Below are 20,389 nucleotides of genomic sequence, written 5' to 3'. Positions count from 1 at the left end.
AAACACATCAGTCGAGCGTATAAAAATGAAGGATATAAATGACTTATATTTCTTTGTAAAGGTGATTGATTGTGGTGGTTTCTCTGCGGCTAGCCAAGAATTAATGGTCACAAAATCCTTGTTGAGCCGTCGTATTGCTGAATTGGAAGATCGGCTCAAGGTTAAACTTATTAATCGAACCACTCGACAAGTTTCGATTACTGAAGTAGGAAAAATATATTATCAGCATTGTAAAGCGATGTTGATTGAGGCGGAGGCAGCAGAGGAGGCGATTGAATTTTTAACTGCCGAACCACGAGGATTGATCAAGTTATCTTGTCCAACCAATTTATTGAATATAAATATTAGTCAAATGTTGAATGAATTTCTGCGGACATATCCCAAAATTAATTTGCATGTCGAAGCAACAAATCGCCGTGTTGATTTGATTCATGAGCGCTTTGATTTAGCAATTCGTATTCGTCCTTTGCCTTTAGCGGATAGTGATTTGATTGTTCGAGATTTGGCATTGGCCAGACAATTTATTGTGGCAAGTCCTGATTTACTCCATCAGTTTTATTCGATAGCAGAACCACAGCAATTGGTAAAATTCCCAATTTTAATGATGGAATCTTTTGCACCAGAATACTATTGGCATTTATATTCAAATGATCAACAGGAGGCTCATGTACAGTGTACTCCTCGCTTAACGACAACTGATCTTATGGCATTAAGAGAAGCAACCCTACAAGGTTTAGGTGTGGCTAAATTGCCTGAGTTGATGGTGGCAGAAGATATCAAACAGGGACGACTGATTCATGTTTTACCCAACTGGCAGCCTAAACCCGAGTTAATCCATTTGGTCTATACCTCTAGACGGGGTTTGTTACCATCGATGAAATTACTGATTGAGTTTTTGGTGAAGAAGTTTGCTGAACTTAAGCAAGATACTTCAGTGCTATATTGAATTCATTTTATAAACAATAACCACTATCCGTTTCTGCCAGTTGACGAAGTCCATCGATTAACGTGTCGATAAGCTTTTCAACCACCAAGCGTTGTCCTTTTCGCGATGCATACACCAACTGAACTGTTCCTCGATTGGATTTCCATTCAGGGAGAATATGAATTAGTTTACCCTTCTCAATATCGGCTTGTACGGTTAAATAAGGTAGATCTGCAATGCCGATGCCATCACTTACCGCATAATATACGCCAGCTAAATCATTGCTTTTTACTCGGGGTGAGTAAGGTACATCAACCGTTTCATCACGATTCACGCTGCATAAGTGCCAAACATATTGATTTTTCTGAATGCCCAAAGCCACACTCGGATAATCTTGTAACTCTGAATAATGTTGGATCTGTTTGCCTTGTAATAATTCGGGTGCAGCAACCAGACAATGCTCAGTTCGGATCACATCACGAACAATTAGGCTTGAATCTTCAGTGGGTTCAAAATTGGTTCGGATCGCGATATCGATATCATCATGTAATACGTCGACACGGCGGCTGGTGAGTTCTAAGGAGATTTCAACTTTGGGATGGTTTTTTAAAAATTGATTCAATAATTTGCGTACTTGAAAATGCATCATTAAAGGCGGACAGCTAATTTTGACCAAACCTTGAGGTTCACTTTTTTGCTTGAGTAATACATTTTCAGCACATTCAACTTGAGCAATCACCTTGCAACACTCTTCATAAAACTCTTGTCCGAGTTCGGTGACTTTAAAATGCCGTGTAGTTCTTTGAATCAGACTTACATTGAACTTATTTTCTAGATCAATAATACGTCGACTCAGTTTGGATTTGCTGATATTTTCCGCTTCACTGGCTGCACTAAAGCCGCCATGTTTTACCACGAGATAGAAATAGTAAAAGTCATCAAATGAGTTCATCACGGCAAATGAAATCCTATAAAGGTTAAAGATTAGAATAGCATTGACTATTCTAATCTTTATTGAACATTTTATTTTTGTGAGGTGTTTTGATTGTAACTATTGATCAGGTTACGATAGTCAGGGATATGATTTGAGAACAATGCACCTAAACCTTCGATATCATTACGCCAGTCACGATGTAATTCACACGCCATGCCAAACCAAGTCATCATTTGTGCGCCTGCGCTAGACATACGATCCCAAGCAGCGTCGCGGGTTAAGGCATTAAACGTCCCAGATGCATCAGTAATCACAAACACATCAAATTCTTCTGCAAGTGCTGAAAGCGTAGGAAAAGCGACACATACTTCGGTGACGACACCTGCAATAATCAATTGCTTTTTACCTGTCGCTTTGACGGCTTTTACAAAGTCTTCATTGTCCCATGCATTAATTTGACCCGGACGAGCGATGTAAGGTGCGTCTGGGAATATTTCTTTGAGTTCTGGAACCAACGGACCATTTGGACCATTTTCAAAGCTTGTAGTTAAAATGGTAGGTAAATTAAAATATTTCGCGGCATTTGCCAGTGCCAATACATTATTCTTAAATTTATCTGGATCAATATCACGAACTAGAGACAGTAAACCTGTTTGATGATCGACCAGTAGTACAGCCGCATTGTCTTTGTCTAGGCGAATATAGTCTTGACTCATTAGTGGTATTCCTCTGTTTTTGTAAAATGAATAAGAGCGTAGATGATCTCTTTTTCGTATTGTTCTAAATGATGCTAGCTAAATTTATAAATTGAATGAAGTCTAATAAATGAGATTAAGAATATCAAAAATAGGATGATTGATGATTCTAGCTAAGCATGTGGTTTTTATTAATCTGATTGTCCCATATATAGAATAATGTGTTGTCAATCTATGTCTATAAGCCGTCCTCGCTGAAGCGTACAATCTATATTAATAACAGAACTTCTACCTTACAGGAGAAACCAAATGAAAAAAATTCTCGGTGTGTATCAAAATAAGCAGATGCACTGGGTCGGCGATGGTTTTCCCGTCTATAACTTATTTTCCTACGACCGTTTAGGACAAAGTATTAGTCCATTTTTACTCTTGGATTATGCTGCGCCTTATCGGTTTGATCCAACCACAGCACAACATGGTGTGGGTTCACATCCACATCGCGGTTTTGAGACAGTCACTATTGCCTACCAAGGTGAGGTGACACATAAAGATTCTGCGGGTGGTGGTGGAACCATTCAAGCGGGTGATGTGCAATGGATGACAGCTGGTGCAGGAATCTTGCATCAAGAGTTTCATTCTCCTGAGTTTGCTCAGCAGGGTGGTTTGTTTGAAATGGTACAGCTTTGGGTAAATTTGCCAGCGCAGTCAAAAATGACACCAGCAAAATATCAAGCCATTGAAGCCAGCCAAATCCAAAGTATTGCGCTTGATGATGTCGGAAGTGAATTACGCGTCATTGCTGGTGAATATCAGGATACGGTAGGTGCTGCAAGCACATTTAGCCCTGTTAATGTATGGGACGGAACTTTAGTTGAAGGTCAAGCACATACCTTTTATGTGACTGAAGGGCATAGCGCATTGTTTGTGTTGCTTTCAGGAGAGGTGGTATTCAATGAAACTCAAACGATTGAAGCACCAAGTTTGGTGGTTTTAAGTCGTGATGAGATTGATTTTAATATCAAGGCCCAACAAAACAGCAAATTCCTGATTTTGACAGGTCAGCCACTGAATGAGCCCATTGAAGGTTATGGCCCATTTGTGATGAATAGCAAAGCCGAAATAATGGAAGCGATTAATGATTTTAATCGTGGAAAATTTGGAGGAATAGCGAGTTAATTCATTTATTAATCAGTGGTCTATATAAGAAAGCCCGAAACTCCATTAGAGTTTTGGGCTTTCGGTGTAAATGGTGCTCTATTGATTTTTTTAATATTATGTCACTTATAATTATTCAGCTTGTTATGTGACTTAGTTCTCGTTATTGTTTAATCAGAATAGCGCGATTTTTGTCCTTTGCAAAGCCCTTCAAGTACAAAAAATGGATAAATAAAGACGGATCTGTATAATTATTGCTGTTTTTATATAATAAATTTAATAATTTCATGTGTTTATGGTTAAAATTTTAATTGTGATAAAGTGTAACAACAGATATTAACCACATTTCGACAAAACTCTGACTTTAAATGCTGAATCTGGTATTTTTTAATACCGTATTTAGGTTAAGGATCAGTCATAATCAATAAAAATCATCAACTGATGGGACATAATTTTGGATATTGCAATTATAGGCAGTGGAATGGCAGGGCTTGCTGCAGCCAGAATCCTACATGATGCAGGACATAAAGTGACGATATTCGAAGCACTTGCTGGTCGAGGCATGGATAGTCATAGTATCGATTTTGATGGTGGGATTATTGACGCACCTTTACGTGTGATGAACCCAAAGCTTTGGAAAAATACGCTGAGCTTGGCGAGCTATTTGGGCATTGAAACATTCCCAGTACGTACCTTTATGGCGTGCAGTTGGTTATTTGAAGATAGAACAGAAACATGGTTGACCACGTCGCGTAGCCGCATTGGTAATTTTCCGATCATTAATAACCGTAAAGGCATCCAGCAATATGGTTGGCGACTTGTTAAAGGCATGTTGCAACTCAAAACTGCGGTGCATCAATTTTTTAAATCAGACAATCAAGACATCACTTTAGCTGAATTTATGAATCAATATCATATTGAGGAAGTATTTTGGCATGGTACGGTGATGCCAGTCCTATACACCATCTGCACCTGTCATCCCAAAACTATTGGCGAGTGGCCCGCAAAACCGCTATTAGAATTTATTCGCCAACTCACTGAAGGTGAAGCTTTGTTGCGGATGAAGGGCGGTACACCTGCTTTGGTCAGCCGCTTAATTGAAGGGATTGAAATTCACAGTGGTTCACCTGTGCAAAAAGTAGAACAACAAGGCGAACAAATCTTAGTTGAAAATGAGCAAGGTGAAAGACAGCTTTTTGATCGTGTGGTGATTGCAACGCCAACCCCTGTGATCGAAAATTTCCTGAAGCAACCTCAATTTGCCGATGACATTGCCTTGCTACAAAAGTTCAGATTTGAGCAAGGTGATCTCGTCATACATACCGATCCAATCGTGATGCCAGAGCGCCGTAAAGATTGGGCAGTGTTAAGTTATATGATGGATCGTAAGTTTGTCCGTCAGCAATTCACGGTTTGGATCAATGCGATTGAGCCAAGTTTAGTTGGTAAAAATGCAGTATTCCAAACATGGTGTCCTGTGATTGACATTGATCCAAAGAAAATTATTTCTAAGGTGAAACTCACGCGCGCTGTAGTTGATTCGGAAACCGTCGCACTGAATAAGCAGATTCAACAACGTCATTTAGATATCGACCGTAAAATCTTTTATTGTGGTTCATGGTCATGTGATGGTTTGCCAATCTTAGAATCAGCGGTCACCTCTGCGATGAAAATTGCTGAGATTATTGGTGCTCCAGCTCCCTTTGTTGGGCTTAAACCTAAAGTGACGGTCGCGCCTGAACTCGGTTATTAAGATGACCAACCACAAACAAGCGCTGTTCGAGAAAATCCTAGGGCATAAGTATGCGATTGATGCAAAACGCCTTGGTGATGACTCGCCGCTTGCTTGGAGTAATTTAGGGTATTGGCAAGCCCCACAGTCGGATTTACAGCAACATGATTATCCGCAGGCTTGCCAGACTTTAGCCGATCAAGTAGCAATCTCAGTCCAACTCAAAAAATCAGATCGTGTTTTAGACCTCGGTTGTGGGCAGGGTGCAAGTTTATTGCACTGGTTGAATCAATATCAGCTTGAGCAACTGAGCGCAGTTGAATTACAAACAACATGTATAGAACAAATTCAAAAAAACTTGCCGCAGGTTGAAAGCTATTGCCAATCTTTTTTGAATTTAAAACAACTGAATTTTTTGAATTCATTTGATGCGGTGGTTTGTATTGATGCGGCTTATCACAGTAATTTGAATTCATTTCTCAATTCAGCCACCTCGGTTTTAAATTCAAATGGTCGAATCGCGTTTCATTATTTGATGTGGTCTGATGCTTGGCAGCATTGTCGTTATCTACAAAAACAACAATATCGTTATCTGCTAAAAAGTGCCGATGTGCAGTGGCAGCATTTGATGAATGAGCAACAACTCGTTCAGACCTTAGCACAGCATGGTTTGGGTGATATTGTTATTCAGGATTTTTCAGCGCCTGTTTTGGCTGGATTTGCTGAATATATTGAAACCAGTGCGGTAGAGCAAAAGTTATTTGATCTTGCTCAATTCAAAATAGGCATGACGGCCAAGTTATGCCGAAAACTCTATAGAGATGGTTTGGTGCGTTATATTCAAATTAGTGCTGTTAAAAACTAGCGCATAAAAAAGGCTTAAACTCGATGAGTTTAAGCCTTTTTTGAATTTGATGGTGCCGGCACACGGATTCGAACTGTGGACCTACTGATTACAAGTCAGTTGCTCTACCAACTGAGCTATGCCGGCAACGTGGCGTGAATTTTACCGAATTTGGGTAAAAAGACAAGCGAAAAAGTGAGCAAACAGATAATTTTAATTTGATTGTTGATCAATTTCATTTGTGTTGATTGGAGTAAATCCCAACTATCTTAGGATTCAATAGTCTTTATTGGAAAGCATAAGACATTCCTGTTTAGATATTCGTATGGATTTTTGATCTGTTTTCTTTTGTTGATACGTTAAAAATAAAAACTATAAGTTGAGTACCTCGATCAAATTAGTGAGAATGTAACAGGCTCAAGCTTCTGACAATTGTACAAAGCGCCATGCTAAAGAACTTTGGTTTATTTTTTGGTCAATTTTAATTAACTGTAGACAACCTATGAACAAGCAACAACTCGCTTCCAAAATTTGGGACTCAGCAAACAGAATGCGCTCAAAGATTGAGGCAAATGAATACAAAGACTATATCTTAGGGTTCATGTTCTACAAATTTCTATCAGACAAAGAGCAAGCCTTTTTAGAAGCTAACGACTTTAGTCAGGCTGATATTGAAGCACTCACAGAAGAAGATCCTGAAACTGTTGAATTTATTAAAAATGGTATTGGTTATTTCATTGCCTATGACAACTTATTTTCAACATGGTTAAAGAAAGGTAATGATTTTAACGTTGCCAATGTCCGTGATGCGCTTTCTGCCTTTGGGCGTTTAATCAATAATTCACATAAAAAAGTATTTGATGGTATTTTTAAAACACTGGAAACAGGTTTAAGTAAACTGGGTGACAACTCAAACAGTCAAACCAAGGCCATCAGTGATTTATTGCAATTGATCAAAGTTATTCCGATGAATAATAAGCAAGACTATGATGTACTTGGATTTGTTTATGAGTATTTGATTGGTTCGTTTGCTGCCAATGCGGGCAAAAAAGCAGGTGAGTTCTATACACCACATGAAGTATCTGTGCTGATGTCTGAAATCATTGCGTATCATTTAAAAGATCAGCAAGAAATCAAAATTTATGACCCAACCAGTGGCTCAGGTTCATTGCTGATTAACATTGGTACTTCTGTTGCTAAACATGTTAACGATGCCAATAAAATAAAATACTATGCGCAAGAGTTAAAAGAAAATACCTATAACCTGACCCGTATGAACTTGGTAATGCGTGGTATTTTACCTTCCAATATTGTAGCTCGAAATGCCGATACTTTAGAGGATGATTGGCCGTATTTTGATGACAATGATCCGATCAATACCTACGAACCGTTGTATGTCGATGCAGTCGTATCCAATCCACCATATTCTCAGGCGTGGGATCCAACAAATAAAGAGTCTGATCCACGTTATTCACGCTTTGGTTTAGCACCTAAAACCAAAGCAGACTATGCGTTTCTATTACATGATCTATATCACTTAAAACCTGATGGCATCATGGCGATTGTTCTGCCACACGGCGTATTGTTTCGTGGGGGTGAAGAAGAGCGTATTCGTAAAAACTTGCTTGAAAATAAGCATATTGATGCAATCATCGGGTTGCCTGCCAATATCTTCTTTGGTACAGGTATTCCAACCGTAATCATTATTTTAAAACAGCGTCGCCAAAGTAGTGATGTGCTTATTGTCGATGCGTCCAAAGGCTTTATCAAAGTTGGTAAAAATAACCATCTACAAGCGTCGAATATCAAAAAAATTGTTGATGCTGTTGTACAGCGTAAAGATATTGAGAAATTTTCTAAATTGGTCAGTTTGGAAGAAATTCGTGAGCAAGGCTATAACTTAAATATTCCACGTTATGTAGACTCATCAGCAACAGCGGAAACTTGGGATATTTATGCCACCATGTTTGGTGGTATTCCGAAAAAAGGAGGGTGTAAATAATTCTGTGTAAATACAGTTTTAAAAATACTTGGTTACACGCTCTTCAAACATGATACTAAAGCGATTCATGGCAGCTTTCCAATTCTGAATAGGCATCGTCCATTTTTTGCTTGCTGCCATAATTGCTAAATATACCACCTTTTTCACGGAATCATCAGTTGGGAAGATTTTTCTTTTCTTGGTTGCATGGCGGATAACGCTGTTCAATGATTCAATCGCATTCGTCGTGTAAATCGCTTTGCGAATATCCATAGAATAAGCGAAAAACGTGTTTAGATTCGACCAGTTGGCAAGCCATGACTTGCTGATTTGAGGATACTTCTCATCCCATTTTTGTCCAAATTCATCTAAAGCCTGTAAGGCTGCGTCTTCTGTAACAGCTTGATATATCTTTTTTAAATCGGCTGTGACAGCTTTGTAGTCTTTCCAACTCACATATTTAAGGTTGTTGCGTACCATGTGGATGATACACAACTGAATATGCGTATCAGGGTAAATTGTATTGATTGCATCAGGAAAGCCCTTCAGTCCATCTACGCAGGCAATCAGAATATCCTTTAACCCACGATTTTTCAGTTCTGTAAGGACTGAGAGCCAAAATTTAGAACCTTCGTTTTCTGACATCCACATACCTAATAAGTCTTTCTGTCCGTCTGTATTGACACCTAATGCCAGATACACCGCTTTGTTAATAATCGTACTATCTTGACGCACTTTCACGACGATACAATCCATATAGACAATAGGATAAAGGGCATCCAATGGTCGATTTTGCCATTCTATTACTTGTTCTTTAACTGCATCCGTCACTTTGGAAATAAGCGTTGGGGAGACGTCCGCATCGTACATTTCCTTGAATGTGGCAACGATATCTCGTGTCGTCATGCCTTTGGCGTATAGGGATAGGATTTGGCTATCCATTTGTGTGATACGGGTTTGACTCTTCTTGATCAGCTGGGGCTCAAAAGTGCCATCACGATCTCTAGGCGTGTCTAGTTCAAATTCACCATCATCAGTAAATAGCCGTTTGGTTGTATAGCCATTACGTGTATTTTTGCCTATACGAGGACTATTCTTCTCATAGCCTAAATGTTCAGTCAGTTCAGCATTGAGTGCAGTTTCAACGGTGAGTTTCTTTAAAGCTTTACTGAAATTATTCAGGTCAGCTTCTGTTTTTAAGTTCTTAGCAAATTCTTTTGCCAATGCCAGCATTGCTTCATCTTTCATGGTAAACACCTGTGTTGCCCCCCAACAGCGTTGAGGGATAGTTTAAGCGTTTACACAGTTTTATTTACAGTCTCGAAAAAAGAAATTAATGCACATACCGAATATTGGAAAGCATTTCCTCAGTTACGCCAAGACTTATTTACTGTCAGCGACACACCTTATGTCGATTTAGCCACGACAGAAATCAGTAATGCTATTCATCAGCATGCCAATGTCCAAACATTTAAAACGCAATTTAATACTGCTTTTGCCAATTTCCATGATTATTTAAAAGCTGAGTTAATTGGAAAGATGCAGTCTTTGCATATTGCACAGCAGGAAAATGTTTTAAGTCAGGATATTTTCAAGCGTCTGGAAAATATTCCTCTAGTTGACAAATATCAAGCCTATCAAGCCTTGGATGATCAATGGCAAGGCATCGCAGGGGACTTGGAGATTATTCAATCTGAAGGTTTAGCGGCTACAAAGATTGTAAATCCTAATATCGTCATTAAAAAGAAAGATGGTAAAGAGCAGGAAGTTCAAGACGGTTGGGTGGGTTATGTGTTGCCGTTTGAGTTGGTACAACAACAGTTACTCATTGACGAACTCACCGCTTTGCAAAGTAAAGAACGAGCTTTAACCGAAGCAAGTGCTGAAATTGAAGCGATCATGGACTCGTTGTCTGAGGAAGAAAAAGACACTTTATTGAACGATGCCAATGATGCGTTTGTAGCAGCAGAGATTACAAAAGCATTGAAACAAGCATTTGAAGAGGTTGAAACGCCTGAAATCCTTGCGATCAATGAATTGTTGGAATTGCTTGCGAATAGAGCGAAAAAGCTTGAACAGGAACAGTTTGTACAGGCCCATCCAGAAGTGCAGTGGGCAAAGATTGAAGCTAAAAAAGATGGAACATATGCGATTGGCAAAGTAAAAGCGTATTTAAAAACCTTACAAGCCAATTTTACTTTTGCGGAAGATTCTTTGGAAGCGAAGTTGTTCCATGTGGAAGATTTGCTTGCACAGGAAAAAGAGCTGAAAGCTGAGATTAAAGCCGATGCCAATGCTTTACATTTGTTGACTAAAGCCACGATTGAAGCTTTAGACGATGTTCAAGTTTTAGAGCTTTTGGAAGCGAAGTGGGTGCAACCGATTGTGTCAGCAATTTTGGCGTTGCCGAATGAAGTGATTGAGCATTTGACTGATGTGGTACAGGCTTTGGCGGATAAGTATGCAGTGACCTATACCGAAACCACGCAAAAGCTGACCGAAGCGGAAAATAGTCTTGCGAGCCTGATTGATGACCTAACAGGTGATGACTTTGATATGGAAGGTTTGGCGCAGTTTCAGACGTTGCTAAAAGGGGCATAATGTGGAAAAGCAAAAATGCCCTGAAATTAGGTTTAATCAATTTAATGAAAATTGGAGCATCACCTCATTAGGTGATTTGATGAATGTAGGTTCAGTTAAACGTGTTCATCAAGCTGATTGGTGTGAAATAGGAGTTAGGTTCTTAAGAGCTAGGGACATTGTTGCATTTGCAAAAAATGAGGATATCGCAGATCCAATTTATATTAGTCAGGATAGATATGAAGAATATTCTAAGTTATCTGGTAAGGTGAAGGTTGGAGATTTACTAGTAACTGGAGTTGGTACGATTGGTGTTCCAATGCTTGTTAGAAATGATGATCCTCTTTATTTTAAAGATGGTAATGTCATTTGGTTTAAAAATGACAATGCGATTAACGGATTATTTTTATATTATTCTTTCATTAATAAAACAACTCATAATTTCATTAAGGATTCTGCAGGCATTGGTACAGTAGGTACTTATACGGCTTTGTTGCACAAACCTATCTGTAAAGGGTTTTTCAGCGATATAATTTTCAAATGAAGAAGCCTGCACACAAAATCTACCGCACAACCAATTGGCCCGCATATAACCGAGCACTCATGAGTCGCGGAAATATTGCCATTTGGTTTGATCCTGCTACGCAATGGTATGCTCCGTCCATCGGTAAACAAGGGCGAAATCAAACCTACTCCGACGCAGCCATCCAATGCTGCTTAATGATTAAATCCTTATTCCGTCTGTCTTTACGTATGGTCACTGGCTTTGTGCAAAGTCTGATTAAACTTTGCGGATTAAATTGGATAGCTCCAGATTACACCACGCTTTGTAGAAGACAAAAGCATATTGATATTGTAATCAGCTACCAAAAAAGTAGCGATGGGCTGCATCTACTCATGGACTCTACAGGCATGAAGTTTCTAGGTGAGGGCGAATGGAAACGCAAGAAACATGGACCTGAATATCGTCGCCAATGGCGTAAACTTCATATTGGTATAGATGCTAAAACCCTACAAATACGAGCAGTTCAGCTTACAACCAATAATGTCAGTGATTCACAGGTGCTTGGTGATTTACTTAATCAGATTCCACAAGATGAGCAGATTAACTCTGTTTATACCGATGGAGCTTATGACACCAAGCAATGCCGTCAGGTCATTGCAGATCGGCAAGCGCATGCGGTGATTCCACCTAGAAAAAATGCGAAACCATGGAAAGATACAAAGAGTAGCTCGCTAGAGCGAAATGAATTACTTCGAACAATTAAACGTTTAGGCAGGACACTATGGAAAAAATGGTCAGGCTATCATCGGCGAAGTTTGGTTGAAACTAAGATGCATTGCATCAAATTATTAGGAGATAAACTCAGTGCAAGGAGTTTTGATAGCCAAGTCAATGAGATCCATGCACGTGTGGCAGTCCTTAACAGATTTACGGAATTAGGTCGACCACTTACCCAAGTTACGCCTTAAATTTGGCTCAATTAGGGGCGCTTTGCATTTCAAATCTTTGTGCAACAAAGCCTACTTATACTATTACTAGTGGAAAACGAACGCCTATTTATCTTCCTAAAGAAAATGAACAAAGCCAAATCGGTAACTTTTTCCAAAACCTTGACCAATCCATTGCTTTACATGAAAAGAAACTGATCCAAACGCAAAACCTAAAAAAAGCCATGTTGGAAAAAATGTTTCCAAAAGCAGGAAGTACTCAACCTGAAATTCGTTTAAAAGGGTTTAGTGGGGAGTGGGATATTTCAAAAATTGGAGATATATTTCAAGTTACTTCTGGTTCGACTCCATTAAGAAGTGATTCACGGTTTTTCGAAAATGCCAACATAAATTGGGTTAAAACTACTGATTTAAATAATGGTGTATTAAGGGAAACAGAAGAAAAAGTTTCTGACGTGGCATTGTCTGAAACCCCTTTAAGAATATTACCGAAGGGTACAGTGTTTGTAGCTATGTATGGTGGATTTAATCAAATAGGTCGAACTGGCTTATTAATTTCGGATGCTACTTGTAATCAAGCTCTATCTGCAATTTATCCGAATGATAAAGTCGACCCATACTATCTTTTAACATACTTAAATTTCAAAGTTGATTCATGGAAAGACTTAGCTGCTAGTAGTCGAAAAGATCCTAATATTACTAAAAGTGATGTACTTTCTTTTCCCTTTATGTTTCCTTCAGTTAAGGAGCAGTTTGAAATTCGTCAACTCTTTAAACAACTCGATGAAACGCTTGCTCTACAACAGCAACAGCTTCAAACCCTAAAAAATCTAAAACAGGCATTTTTAGAAAAGATGTTTGTTTAATTAATCCCCCTAACCCCCTTTGTTAAGGGGGGATTTTTAAGACAGACTTGATAAAAGCAAATAGACCATGACATTTAAAACAGAAGCAGCATTTGAACAAGCATTTATCGAAACTCTATTTAACAAGGGCTGGGAAAGCACGGTTCTAAAAAATCCAACGGAACAGGATTTAATCAATAACTGGGCAAAAATTCTATTTGAAAATAACAGCGGTATAGATCGGCTCAATGATCAGCCGCTTACTGACTCTGAAATGGCGCAAATACTTGAACAAATTAAAACCTTGCGTACACCGTTGGCACTCAATGGTTTTATTAATGGTAAAACAGTTTCTATTAAACGTGACAACCCCAATGATGCAGCACACTTGGGTAAAGAAATCAGTCTCAGTATCTATGACCGCCAACAGATTGCAGCTGGAGAAAGCCGTTACCAAATCGTACAACAGCCCAAATTCCCAACATCGTCACCGATTTTAAATGATCGACGTGGCGACATTATGTTGCTGATCAATGGTATGCCACTGTTTCATATTGAACTGAAACGCTCAGGCGTCCCTGTCAGTCAGGCAGCACATCAAATCGAAAACTATGCCCGTTCAGGCATCTTTTCAGGATTATTTTCATTAGTACAAATCTTTGTGGCGATGAATCCAGAAGAAACAAAATACTTTGCCAATCCTGGACCTGAAGGCAAATTTAATTCAGATTACTATTTTAACTGGGCTGACTTTAATAATGAGCCAATTAATCATTGGAAAGATATTGCAGCAGATCTATTGTCTATCCCAATGGCACATCAGTTGATCGGTTTTTATACCGTTGCGGATAAAACCGATGGTGTGCTTAAAGTCATGCGTAGTTATCAGTTCTATGCTGTACGTGCTATTTCAGACCGTGTGGCTCGTATTGAATGGGATGGGCGTGATCGTTTAGGCGGTTATATCTGGCATACGACTGGCTCTGGTAAAACCATGACCAGTTTTAAATCAGCTTATCTGATTGCAACCTCGAAAGATGCTGATAAAGTGATTTTCTTGATGGATCGTATTGAACTCGGCACGCAGTCATTAGAACAATACAACAACTTTGCAGATACCGATGATTTTGTACAATCCACTGAAAATACCTATGCGCTGATTAGCAAACTCAAAAGTACCAATCCGAACGAAGTCCTGATTGTTAGCTCAATTCAAAAAATGAGTAATATTAGAGATGAAGAAGGTGGAATCAATGCGCATGATTTAGCACAAATCCAAAACAAACGTATTGTGATTATTGTCGATGAAGCACATCGATCAACGATGGGAGCAAATTTAACATCGAATCAAATTGGTGAAGACCCAAAATCAGCAAAATCAGATGGTATGCTGATTACGATTAAACAAACCTTTCCTAAAGCAGTGTTCTTTGGTTTTACAGGGACACCGATTCAAGACGAAAATGAAAAAAATAAGAATACTACAGCGACAGTATTCGGTAATGAGCTGCACCGTTACAGTATCGCAGATGGTATTCGAGATAAAAACGTACTCGGTTTTGATCCTTACCTGATTTCAACCTATAAAGACTCAAAGTTAAGAGAATTTATTGCTTTAGATGAAGCAAAAGCAAAGACGGTCCAAGAAGCTTTGGATGATTCTAAAAAGAAAGAAATTTATTTACGTTTTATGGATAAAAGTCAGGTGGCTATGGCGGGTCATTGGGACAAAGCCAATAACTATGTCAGAGGGATTGAAGATTACTTAACAACAGCACAGTATCGTCGTCCAGCGCATCAGAAGAAAGTGGTTGAAGATATTTTAGAGAACTGGATTCAATATAGCCAAAATAATAAATTTCACGGCATGTTTGCGACCAGTAGTATTGCTGAAGCGATTGAATATTATCGTTTATTTAAAAAACTTAAGCCTGAGTTAAAAATTACGGCACTGTTTGATCCAAATATTGATAATAATGAAAATGCTAAATTCAAAGAAGATGGCTTAGTTGAGATCATAAGCGATTATAACAATCGTTATGGCATGGAGTTCAGTTTAGCCACCCACGCCAAAATGAAGCGTGATATTGCTGATCGTTTAGCCCATAAAGAATTGTATAAGCGTGTAGAACATACCCCTGAAAAGCAGCTTGATCTATTGATTGTTGTTGATCAGATGCTGACAGGTTTTGATTCTAAGTGGGTCAATACTTTGTACTTGGATAAAATGCTTGAGTATGCAAACTTGATTCAAGCATTCTCACGTACCAACCGCTTATTTGGTAAAGATAAGCCATTCGGTATCATTCGATATTACCGACGTCCGCATACGATGAAACGTAATATTGATGCAGCAGTTAAGTTGTATTCAGGCGATAAACCTTTGGCTTTATTTGTAGATAAACTGCAAGACAACCTAAATAAATTAAATTCTATTTTTATTGATATAGAGCAACTGTTTAAAAATGCAGGTATCGAAAATTTTGAAAAGTTACCTGAAGAAAAAGAGGCTTGTGGTCAGTTTGCAAAGTTATTTAAACAATTTAATGAGCATTTGGAAGCTGCAAAAATCCAAGGCTTTAATTGGAACACACTGACATATCACTCTGACGACAATGATGCGAGTAAACGACCCTTTCAAGTTGCAATAGATGAACAAACATACCTCATTCTTGCTTTACGTTATAAGGAATTATTTTCTGAAGGTGGAAGTGGTGGCGGTGGGGGCAGTGTTCCATTTGAGATAGACGGCTATTTGACTGAAATTGATACTGATAAAATTGATTCAGATTACATGAACAGTCGCTTTACCAAATACTTAAAAGCATTACATGACAGTGAAAAGACAATCTCGGTTGAAGAAGCATTAAATGAACTGCATAAGAGTTTTGCAGCTTTAACGCATGATGAGCAAAGAATTGCAAATATCTTTTTGCATGATGTTCAACGTGGTGACGTGAAATTGCAAGAAGCTAAGTCATTTAGAGACTATATTACAGAGTATCAATTTAAAGCCAAAGAAGATGAAATTCACGAAATTGCTCATTCTTTGGGACTAGATGAAAAGAAATTGAGGCAACTCATTAATGCTCATGTGAATGAAGGTAATATTGATGAATTCGGGCGTTTTGGGCAATTGTTGAGTTCTGTTGATAAAACTAAGGCGAAGCAGTATTTTGAAAGGAAAGAAGAGCAGGCAATCCCAGCATTTAAAGTTAAAGTGAAAACCGATAAATTTTTAAGAGAATTTATTTTGCGTAGCTCGAAGACCTGTTAGTTCAATTCAATCTAGGCGATACATTGTTTAAGAAGGGAAACTCACTTGAAATATTCTATCGGCACGACTGAGGATGATTATGAGCAAGGATCTGATGGTCGAGTACTAAAGAATAAACTTGGTATTACCTCTGAAACAGAAATGCAAGAAGCTGAAGAGTATTTGTTGCTGCAGTTGTATAATTATATTTTTGCAGACGAGTTTTCAATAGAGAGATTGTCTTTCCAAGATATTATGGTTTGGCATAGGAAATGGTTGAAACCTATTTATACTTGGGCTGGGGAGTTGAGAACTGTTGATATGTCCAAAGGAGATTTTAGATTCGCTGCAGCTCAATTTTTACAAGCACAAATACAACCTTTTGAAGATGAGTTTTTGAATTGCTACAGTAAATTAAACCAAATTGATTTTGAAGAATTAGTTAGTTTTTTGGCAAAAAGCCATGTTGAGTTCATTTTGATTCATCCATTTCGGGAAGGAAATGGACGCATGTCACGATTATTAATGGATGTATTGGCGACACAAGCAGGTTATGGTCCTTTAGACTATTCTCTATGGGATCAACATAAAGATTTTTATTTTGGTTCAATTCAGGCAGGTGTTGCAGGAGACTACCAACACATGGAACGATTAGTTAGAAACATTTTGATTAAAGCTCATTGAGCTAAAGTTAGGTGGCTGTATTTTGTATTTTTGTCTTTGAGTCGAGTTTCGATTTCTTGTATTGGTGTGCCAGTTTCAATAGCACTTGAACTCGCTACTGAACGATAAATACGTGTTTTACTGACTTTCTTGGTCGGTTTTCTAGTATCCATAAGTTCGGCCTCTTAAACTAGTTTGATTATAACAGATACTGAATTCAATAAAAAATTCTCACAGCTTATAAAGAGTAATTCTTTTATAGCTCCTTTTTCATCAGAATATTTGGCTTTCTTTTCTAATGGTTTGATCTTTCTGACCTGAGCATGTGTATGCATTGCAAGGCTTCCCGTAGAAATTTGGGGGTATAAAAATGAGGGTAATTTATTATACCCCCAGTTATACCCCCGACTATATCAGGATTCAATAGGGTCAATTGGAAAACATAAGGCAATAAAAAAGCTTAAACTCTTTAGGTTTAAGCTTTTAGGATTCTATGGTATCTCATAGAAAATAATCTTGGCGAGAGAGGGAGTCATATTTTTAGTGTAAATAACTGATATTTATTAAATAAAAATTAAATTGTTTTATTTTATCCCCCAATCATCCCCCAGAATGCTTATTTAAAATAAATTGTAGCGTCAAATAAAATAAATCTTTGTAAACATGTGAATTTCTTGTTAAGAATATATTATTTGAAAATAAAGTGAGAGAACCTTATGGCTGATAGTTACTCATCTGACTCTCCAGTAACAAAACATAAAGAGGATAAATTTAATCGGTGGTTGTTTTCGAAGAGAATAGCGGATGTTATTGCAAACAGAATTGACTCTTCAAGTATAGTAATAGGACTATATGGGGCTTGGGGGAATGGTAAAACGTCTGTTCTTAATTTTATTGAAGAATCTTTGAACGATAACCCAGATGTTATATGTATAAAGTTTAATCCATGGCGATTTGGAGCAGAAGAAGAGCTACTAAAGGCTTTTTTTCAAGACATTGCTCATGCAATTGAGGCTAAGCTTATTACCAAGACTGATAAAGCTAAAGATGCAGTTAAATCTTTTGCACCTGCTATTACTAGTATGTTTGGAGCTGCTGAAGTAGGTCAGGCAATCAGCAGTTTTATACCAACTATAGAATTACAAAAATTAAAAGAACGAATTGAAGGTGAATTAGAGAGAGCACAGAAAAGAGTCTTAATTTTAATTGATGATGTTGATAGGCTAGAAAAAACTGAAATCCATGCTCTTTTTAGATTAGTAAAGCTTACAGCTGATTTTAAGTATACAGCGTATATTCTTGCTTTTGATAAGGATATAGTTGCTGCTTCATTGCAAGATCGTTATGCAAATTCTTCTAATAACGCAGGAGAGGCTTTTTTAGAAAAAATTATACAAGTGCCTTTACATTTACCTCTTATTGACCAATCAATACTAATTAAATTTTGCTTTCAAGGGGTAAATGAAGCACTTACGGTTGCAGATATAGAAGTTACACAAGATCAAGCAAGCGACTATGCTAATAAATTCACAAGGTATTTTAGTTCAGTTGTCACTACGCCAAGAAAAGCAAAGCTTTACGGAAATATCCTATTGTTCTCTTTACCTATTTTGAAAGGTGAAGTTGATACGGTTGAACTAATGTTAGTTGAAGCAATTAGAGTATTTTACCAGCCAATATATGATATGTTGCGAATAAACAAAGAGCTTTTTTCTGGGACATTTAGAGACGGAAGATATATAAATAACGATTCTGAAAAAGAGAAAATTAAGCAATTAATCGATCAGGCCATAGGATTATGTAAGTATGTGGATAAAGAGAGAATTATAGAGTTATTGAAAGACTTATTTCCTAAAATAAATTCATCTTATCATAATACCTTATATGGATCGGAGTGGTATGCAATCTGGGATGAAAAACAGAGAGTTTGTGCTCCAAATTATTTTTCTAGATATTTTACTTATTCCATCCTAGAGGAAGATATTTCTGATGTCACAATTAAAGAAATTCTTCAGCAGTGTGAGCTTTGGCAAGATCCCTTCGAACTCCATAAGAATCCATTAAATGAATTTTTAAATAATGAAAATGCGGATAAAGTAATTTCTAAATTAAGGGCAAGGGCTAGTAATTTATCTGAGAAAACTTCACTCTCTTTGAGTATTGCAATAGCTCAAAAAAGTGACCAACTTCCATACACATTAAAGTTATTCGATTGGTTCACACCTGTGATTCAAGGAGCAATGCTAATTTCTGATTTACTTCAGAATATAAATAAAAAAAATCGTTTAGAATACATAAAATCCATTATGGAACATATTAATAATTTAGATTTTATGTTTGATCTTCTACAATGGGTAAAAAAATATGATGAGGAAAGACCTGAAGAAACGGACGTATTTTTAAGTGCTGATATGGATGAATTAATTAAATATTTAGTTTCTTTCATAGAGATGAAAATTTCTCGTAATATCAATATTGTTGAAGCTGTTCCAAGAAATTTATCTACTTTATTCAGAATACTTAATGAATATATACAACCTAACTTTGTAAATGAATATCTCAGTAAAATTTTGCCCAGTAAACCTGAGCTTATAATTCAGATTTTTTCTGCGTATTTAGGGATAGCTGAAGGTGGTAATCGATCTAGACCTCATAGGAGCGATTTGAAATTTGAACAATACAAACAAATTATAAAACAAATAAATATTGAGATATTGATAGAGGTTATTGAACAGAACTTTGAGCAAAAATTTCTGTTTTCCAAGGATTTTCCTGAGCAATATGATCATCTTGAAGAGGGAGAGTTTATATTTATTAAGCAATTCTATTGGTTCTATAAAAACCAAAATGAAGAAAATGATACAAGTGAAAATTCTGAATAATTAAATCTAGTTTAAGTAAGGAGTAGTAATAATGGGGCAAGCAAAACAAAGAGGTTCATTAAACGATCGTATAGCTCAAGCCAAGCAAGAAAAGCTTGTGGGAGAACGTATCACGATTGATGAGGCTAAGCGTCGATTAGGATTACCTGATAGCGCTGAGTTTCAAGGTTATGTAATTCACCTATATGATGAGGACGAATTTGTAGGCCAGATTGAGGAATCGGATACAATTGTGAATCGAATTTATGTCAAAATTCCTGATCTTGCACATAAATATGATAGTGCGGAAGAGGCAGTAGACGAAGCTTTAAAAATTGATAAGTATCGTTTAATGGTTTGTGTTTTATTTGAGGTTGATAATAAACATAGGATTCACGATATTTGGGCTAATTTTGAAGATTGAAAAGATATAAGCCTAAATAACTATAAGACAGCATGAGGTAAC

At 37.4% G+C, this 20,389-nt stretch carries 17 protein-coding genes and 1 tRNA gene; 13 read left to right on the top strand and 5 right to left on the bottom strand.

What is annotated here, in order from left to right:
* Nucleotides 1-25: 25 nt before the first annotated feature.
* Nucleotides 26-946 (top strand): LysR substrate-binding domain-containing protein, encoded by a 921-nt coding sequence (locus F991_RS15980; protein ID WP_004673377.1) that lies wholly within the window; start codon nt 26-28, stop codon nt 944-946.
* 7 nt (nt 947-953) lie between these two features.
* Here the strand turns inward: F991_RS15980 and F991_RS15975 are convergent, their stop codons facing one another.
* Together F991_RS15975 and ycaC are read right to left on the bottom strand one after the other, a co-directional pair.
* Nucleotides 954-1,877 carry a LysR substrate-binding domain-containing protein gene (locus tag F991_RS15975; protein ID WP_004673374.1) on the bottom strand — a complete coding sequence of 308 codons (924 nt, stop codon included), beginning with the start codon at nt 1,875-1,877 and terminating at the stop codon, nt 954-956.
* Nucleotides 1,878-1,948: 71 nt separating this feature from the next.
* A complete protein-coding gene (ycaC, locus tag F991_RS15970) occupies nt 1,949-2,575 on the bottom strand; it encodes an isochorismate family cysteine hydrolase YcaC (protein ID WP_004673372.1) in 627 nt (208 codons plus the stop codon).
* A 288-nt stretch (nt 2,576-2,863) separates the two neighbouring features.
* On the opposite strand from ycaC, the gene F991_RS15965 reads away from it, so the two are divergent.
* From F991_RS15965 to F991_RS15955, 3 genes are all read left to right on the top strand, one after another.
* Complete coding sequence (locus F991_RS15965) at nt 2,864-3,730, top strand: pirin family protein (protein WP_004673369.1); 867 nt, start codon at nt 2,864-2,866, stop codon at nt 3,728-3,730.
* A gap of 433 nt (nt 3,731-4,163) precedes the next feature.
* The gene (locus F991_RS15960) at nt 4,164-5,462 is read left to right on the top strand and encodes an FAD-dependent oxidoreductase (protein ID WP_034595740.1); all 1,299 of its coding nucleotides are present in this window, start codon (nt 4,164-4,166) and stop codon (nt 5,460-5,462) included.
* A 1-nt stretch (nt 5,463) separates the two neighbouring features.
* Nucleotides 5,464-6,306, top strand: a complete 843-nt coding sequence (locus F991_RS15955; RefSeq protein WP_004673366.1) for an SAM-dependent methyltransferase — start codon at nt 5,464-5,466, stop codon at nt 6,304-6,306.
* A 50-nt stretch (nt 6,307-6,356) separates the two neighbouring features.
* On the opposite strand, the gene F991_RS15950 is transcribed toward F991_RS15955, so the two are convergent.
* Nucleotides 6,357-6,432, bottom strand: a tRNA-Thr gene (locus F991_RS15950).
* A 355-nt stretch (nt 6,433-6,787) separates the two neighbouring features.
* Between F991_RS15950 and F991_RS15945 the strand changes: the two genes are divergently transcribed.
* On the top strand, nt 6,788-8,287 hold the full coding sequence (locus F991_RS15945; protein ID WP_004673362.1) for a type I restriction-modification system subunit M: 1,500 nt from the start codon (nt 6,788-6,790) through the stop codon (nt 8,285-8,287).
* An 18-nt stretch (nt 8,288-8,305) separates the two neighbouring features.
* Here the strand turns inward: F991_RS15945 and F991_RS15940 are convergent, their stop codons facing one another.
* On the bottom strand, nt 8,306-9,514 hold the full coding sequence (locus tag F991_RS15940; protein WP_004672268.1) for an IS256 family transposase: 1,209 nt from the start codon (nt 9,512-9,514) through the stop codon (nt 8,306-8,308).
* 30 nt (nt 9,515-9,544) lie between these two features.
* Between F991_RS15940 and F991_RS15935 the strand changes: the two genes are divergently transcribed.
* The 6 genes from F991_RS15935 (at nt 9,545) to F991_RS15910 (ending at nt 17,083) form a co-directional block, all read left to right on the top strand.
* The gene (locus tag F991_RS15935; protein ID WP_004673359.1) at nt 9,545-10,867 is read left to right on the top strand and encodes a coiled-coil domain-containing protein; all 1,323 of its coding nucleotides are present in this window, start codon (nt 9,545-9,547) and stop codon (nt 10,865-10,867) included.
* Nucleotide 10,868: 1 nt separating this feature from the next.
* Entirely contained in the window at nt 10,869-11,390 is a 522-nt protein-coding gene (locus tag F991_RS15930) for a restriction endonuclease subunit S domain-containing protein (RefSeq protein WP_228127780.1), read from the top strand.
* Nucleotides 11,387-12,319 carry an IS5-like element ISAba12 family transposase gene (locus F991_RS15925; RefSeq protein ID WP_051064200.1) on the top strand — a complete coding sequence of 311 codons (933 nt, stop codon included), beginning with the start codon at nt 11,387-11,389 and terminating at the stop codon, nt 12,317-12,319. Before F991_RS15930 ends, F991_RS15925 begins: the two co-directional genes overlap by 4 nt.
* Before the next feature lie 2 nt (nt 12,320-12,321).
* Nucleotides 12,322-13,164 carry a restriction endonuclease subunit S gene (locus F991_RS15920; protein ID WP_004673356.1) on the top strand — a complete coding sequence of 281 codons (843 nt, stop codon included), beginning with the start codon at nt 12,322-12,324 and terminating at the stop codon, nt 13,162-13,164.
* Between the two features lie 67 nt (nt 13,165-13,231).
* Nucleotides 13,232-16,420, top strand: a complete 3,189-nt coding sequence (locus tag F991_RS15915) for a type I restriction endonuclease subunit R (protein WP_004673355.1) — start codon at nt 13,232-13,234, stop codon at nt 16,418-16,420.
* Nucleotides 16,421-16,465: 45 nt separating this feature from the next.
* Entirely contained in the window at nt 16,466-17,083 is a 618-nt protein-coding gene (locus tag F991_RS15910) for a Fic/DOC family protein (RefSeq protein ID WP_004673354.1), read from the top strand.
* On the opposite strand, the gene F991_RS17730 is transcribed toward F991_RS15910, so the two are convergent.
* Nucleotides 17,077-17,235 (bottom strand): hypothetical protein, encoded by a 159-nt coding sequence (locus F991_RS17730; RefSeq protein ID WP_004673353.1) that lies wholly within the window; start codon nt 17,233-17,235, stop codon nt 17,077-17,079. The two genes, F991_RS15910 and F991_RS17730, sit on opposite strands and share 7 nt — an antisense overlap.
* 543 nt (nt 17,236-17,778) lie before the next feature.
* Between F991_RS17730 and F991_RS15905 the strand changes: the two genes are divergently transcribed.
* Nucleotides 17,779-19,944 (top strand): KAP family P-loop NTPase fold protein, encoded by a 2,166-nt coding sequence (locus F991_RS15905; RefSeq protein WP_004673351.1) that lies wholly within the window; start codon nt 17,779-17,781, stop codon nt 19,942-19,944.
* 31 nt (nt 19,945-19,975) lie between these two features.
* Nucleotides 19,976-20,347: a hypothetical protein gene (locus tag F991_RS15900; protein ID WP_004673350.1), complete on the top strand. Its 372-nt coding sequence runs from the start codon at nt 19,976-19,978 to the stop codon at nt 20,345-20,347.
* Nucleotides 20,348-20,389: the final 42 nt, after the last annotated feature.

Origin of the sequence: Acinetobacter sp. CIP-A165 (genome assembly GCF_000367985.1) — a bacterium.
Lineage (GTDB): Bacteria > Pseudomonadota > Gammaproteobacteria > Pseudomonadales > Moraxellaceae > Acinetobacter.
This window is presented reverse-complemented; position numbering and strand designations above follow the sequence as displayed.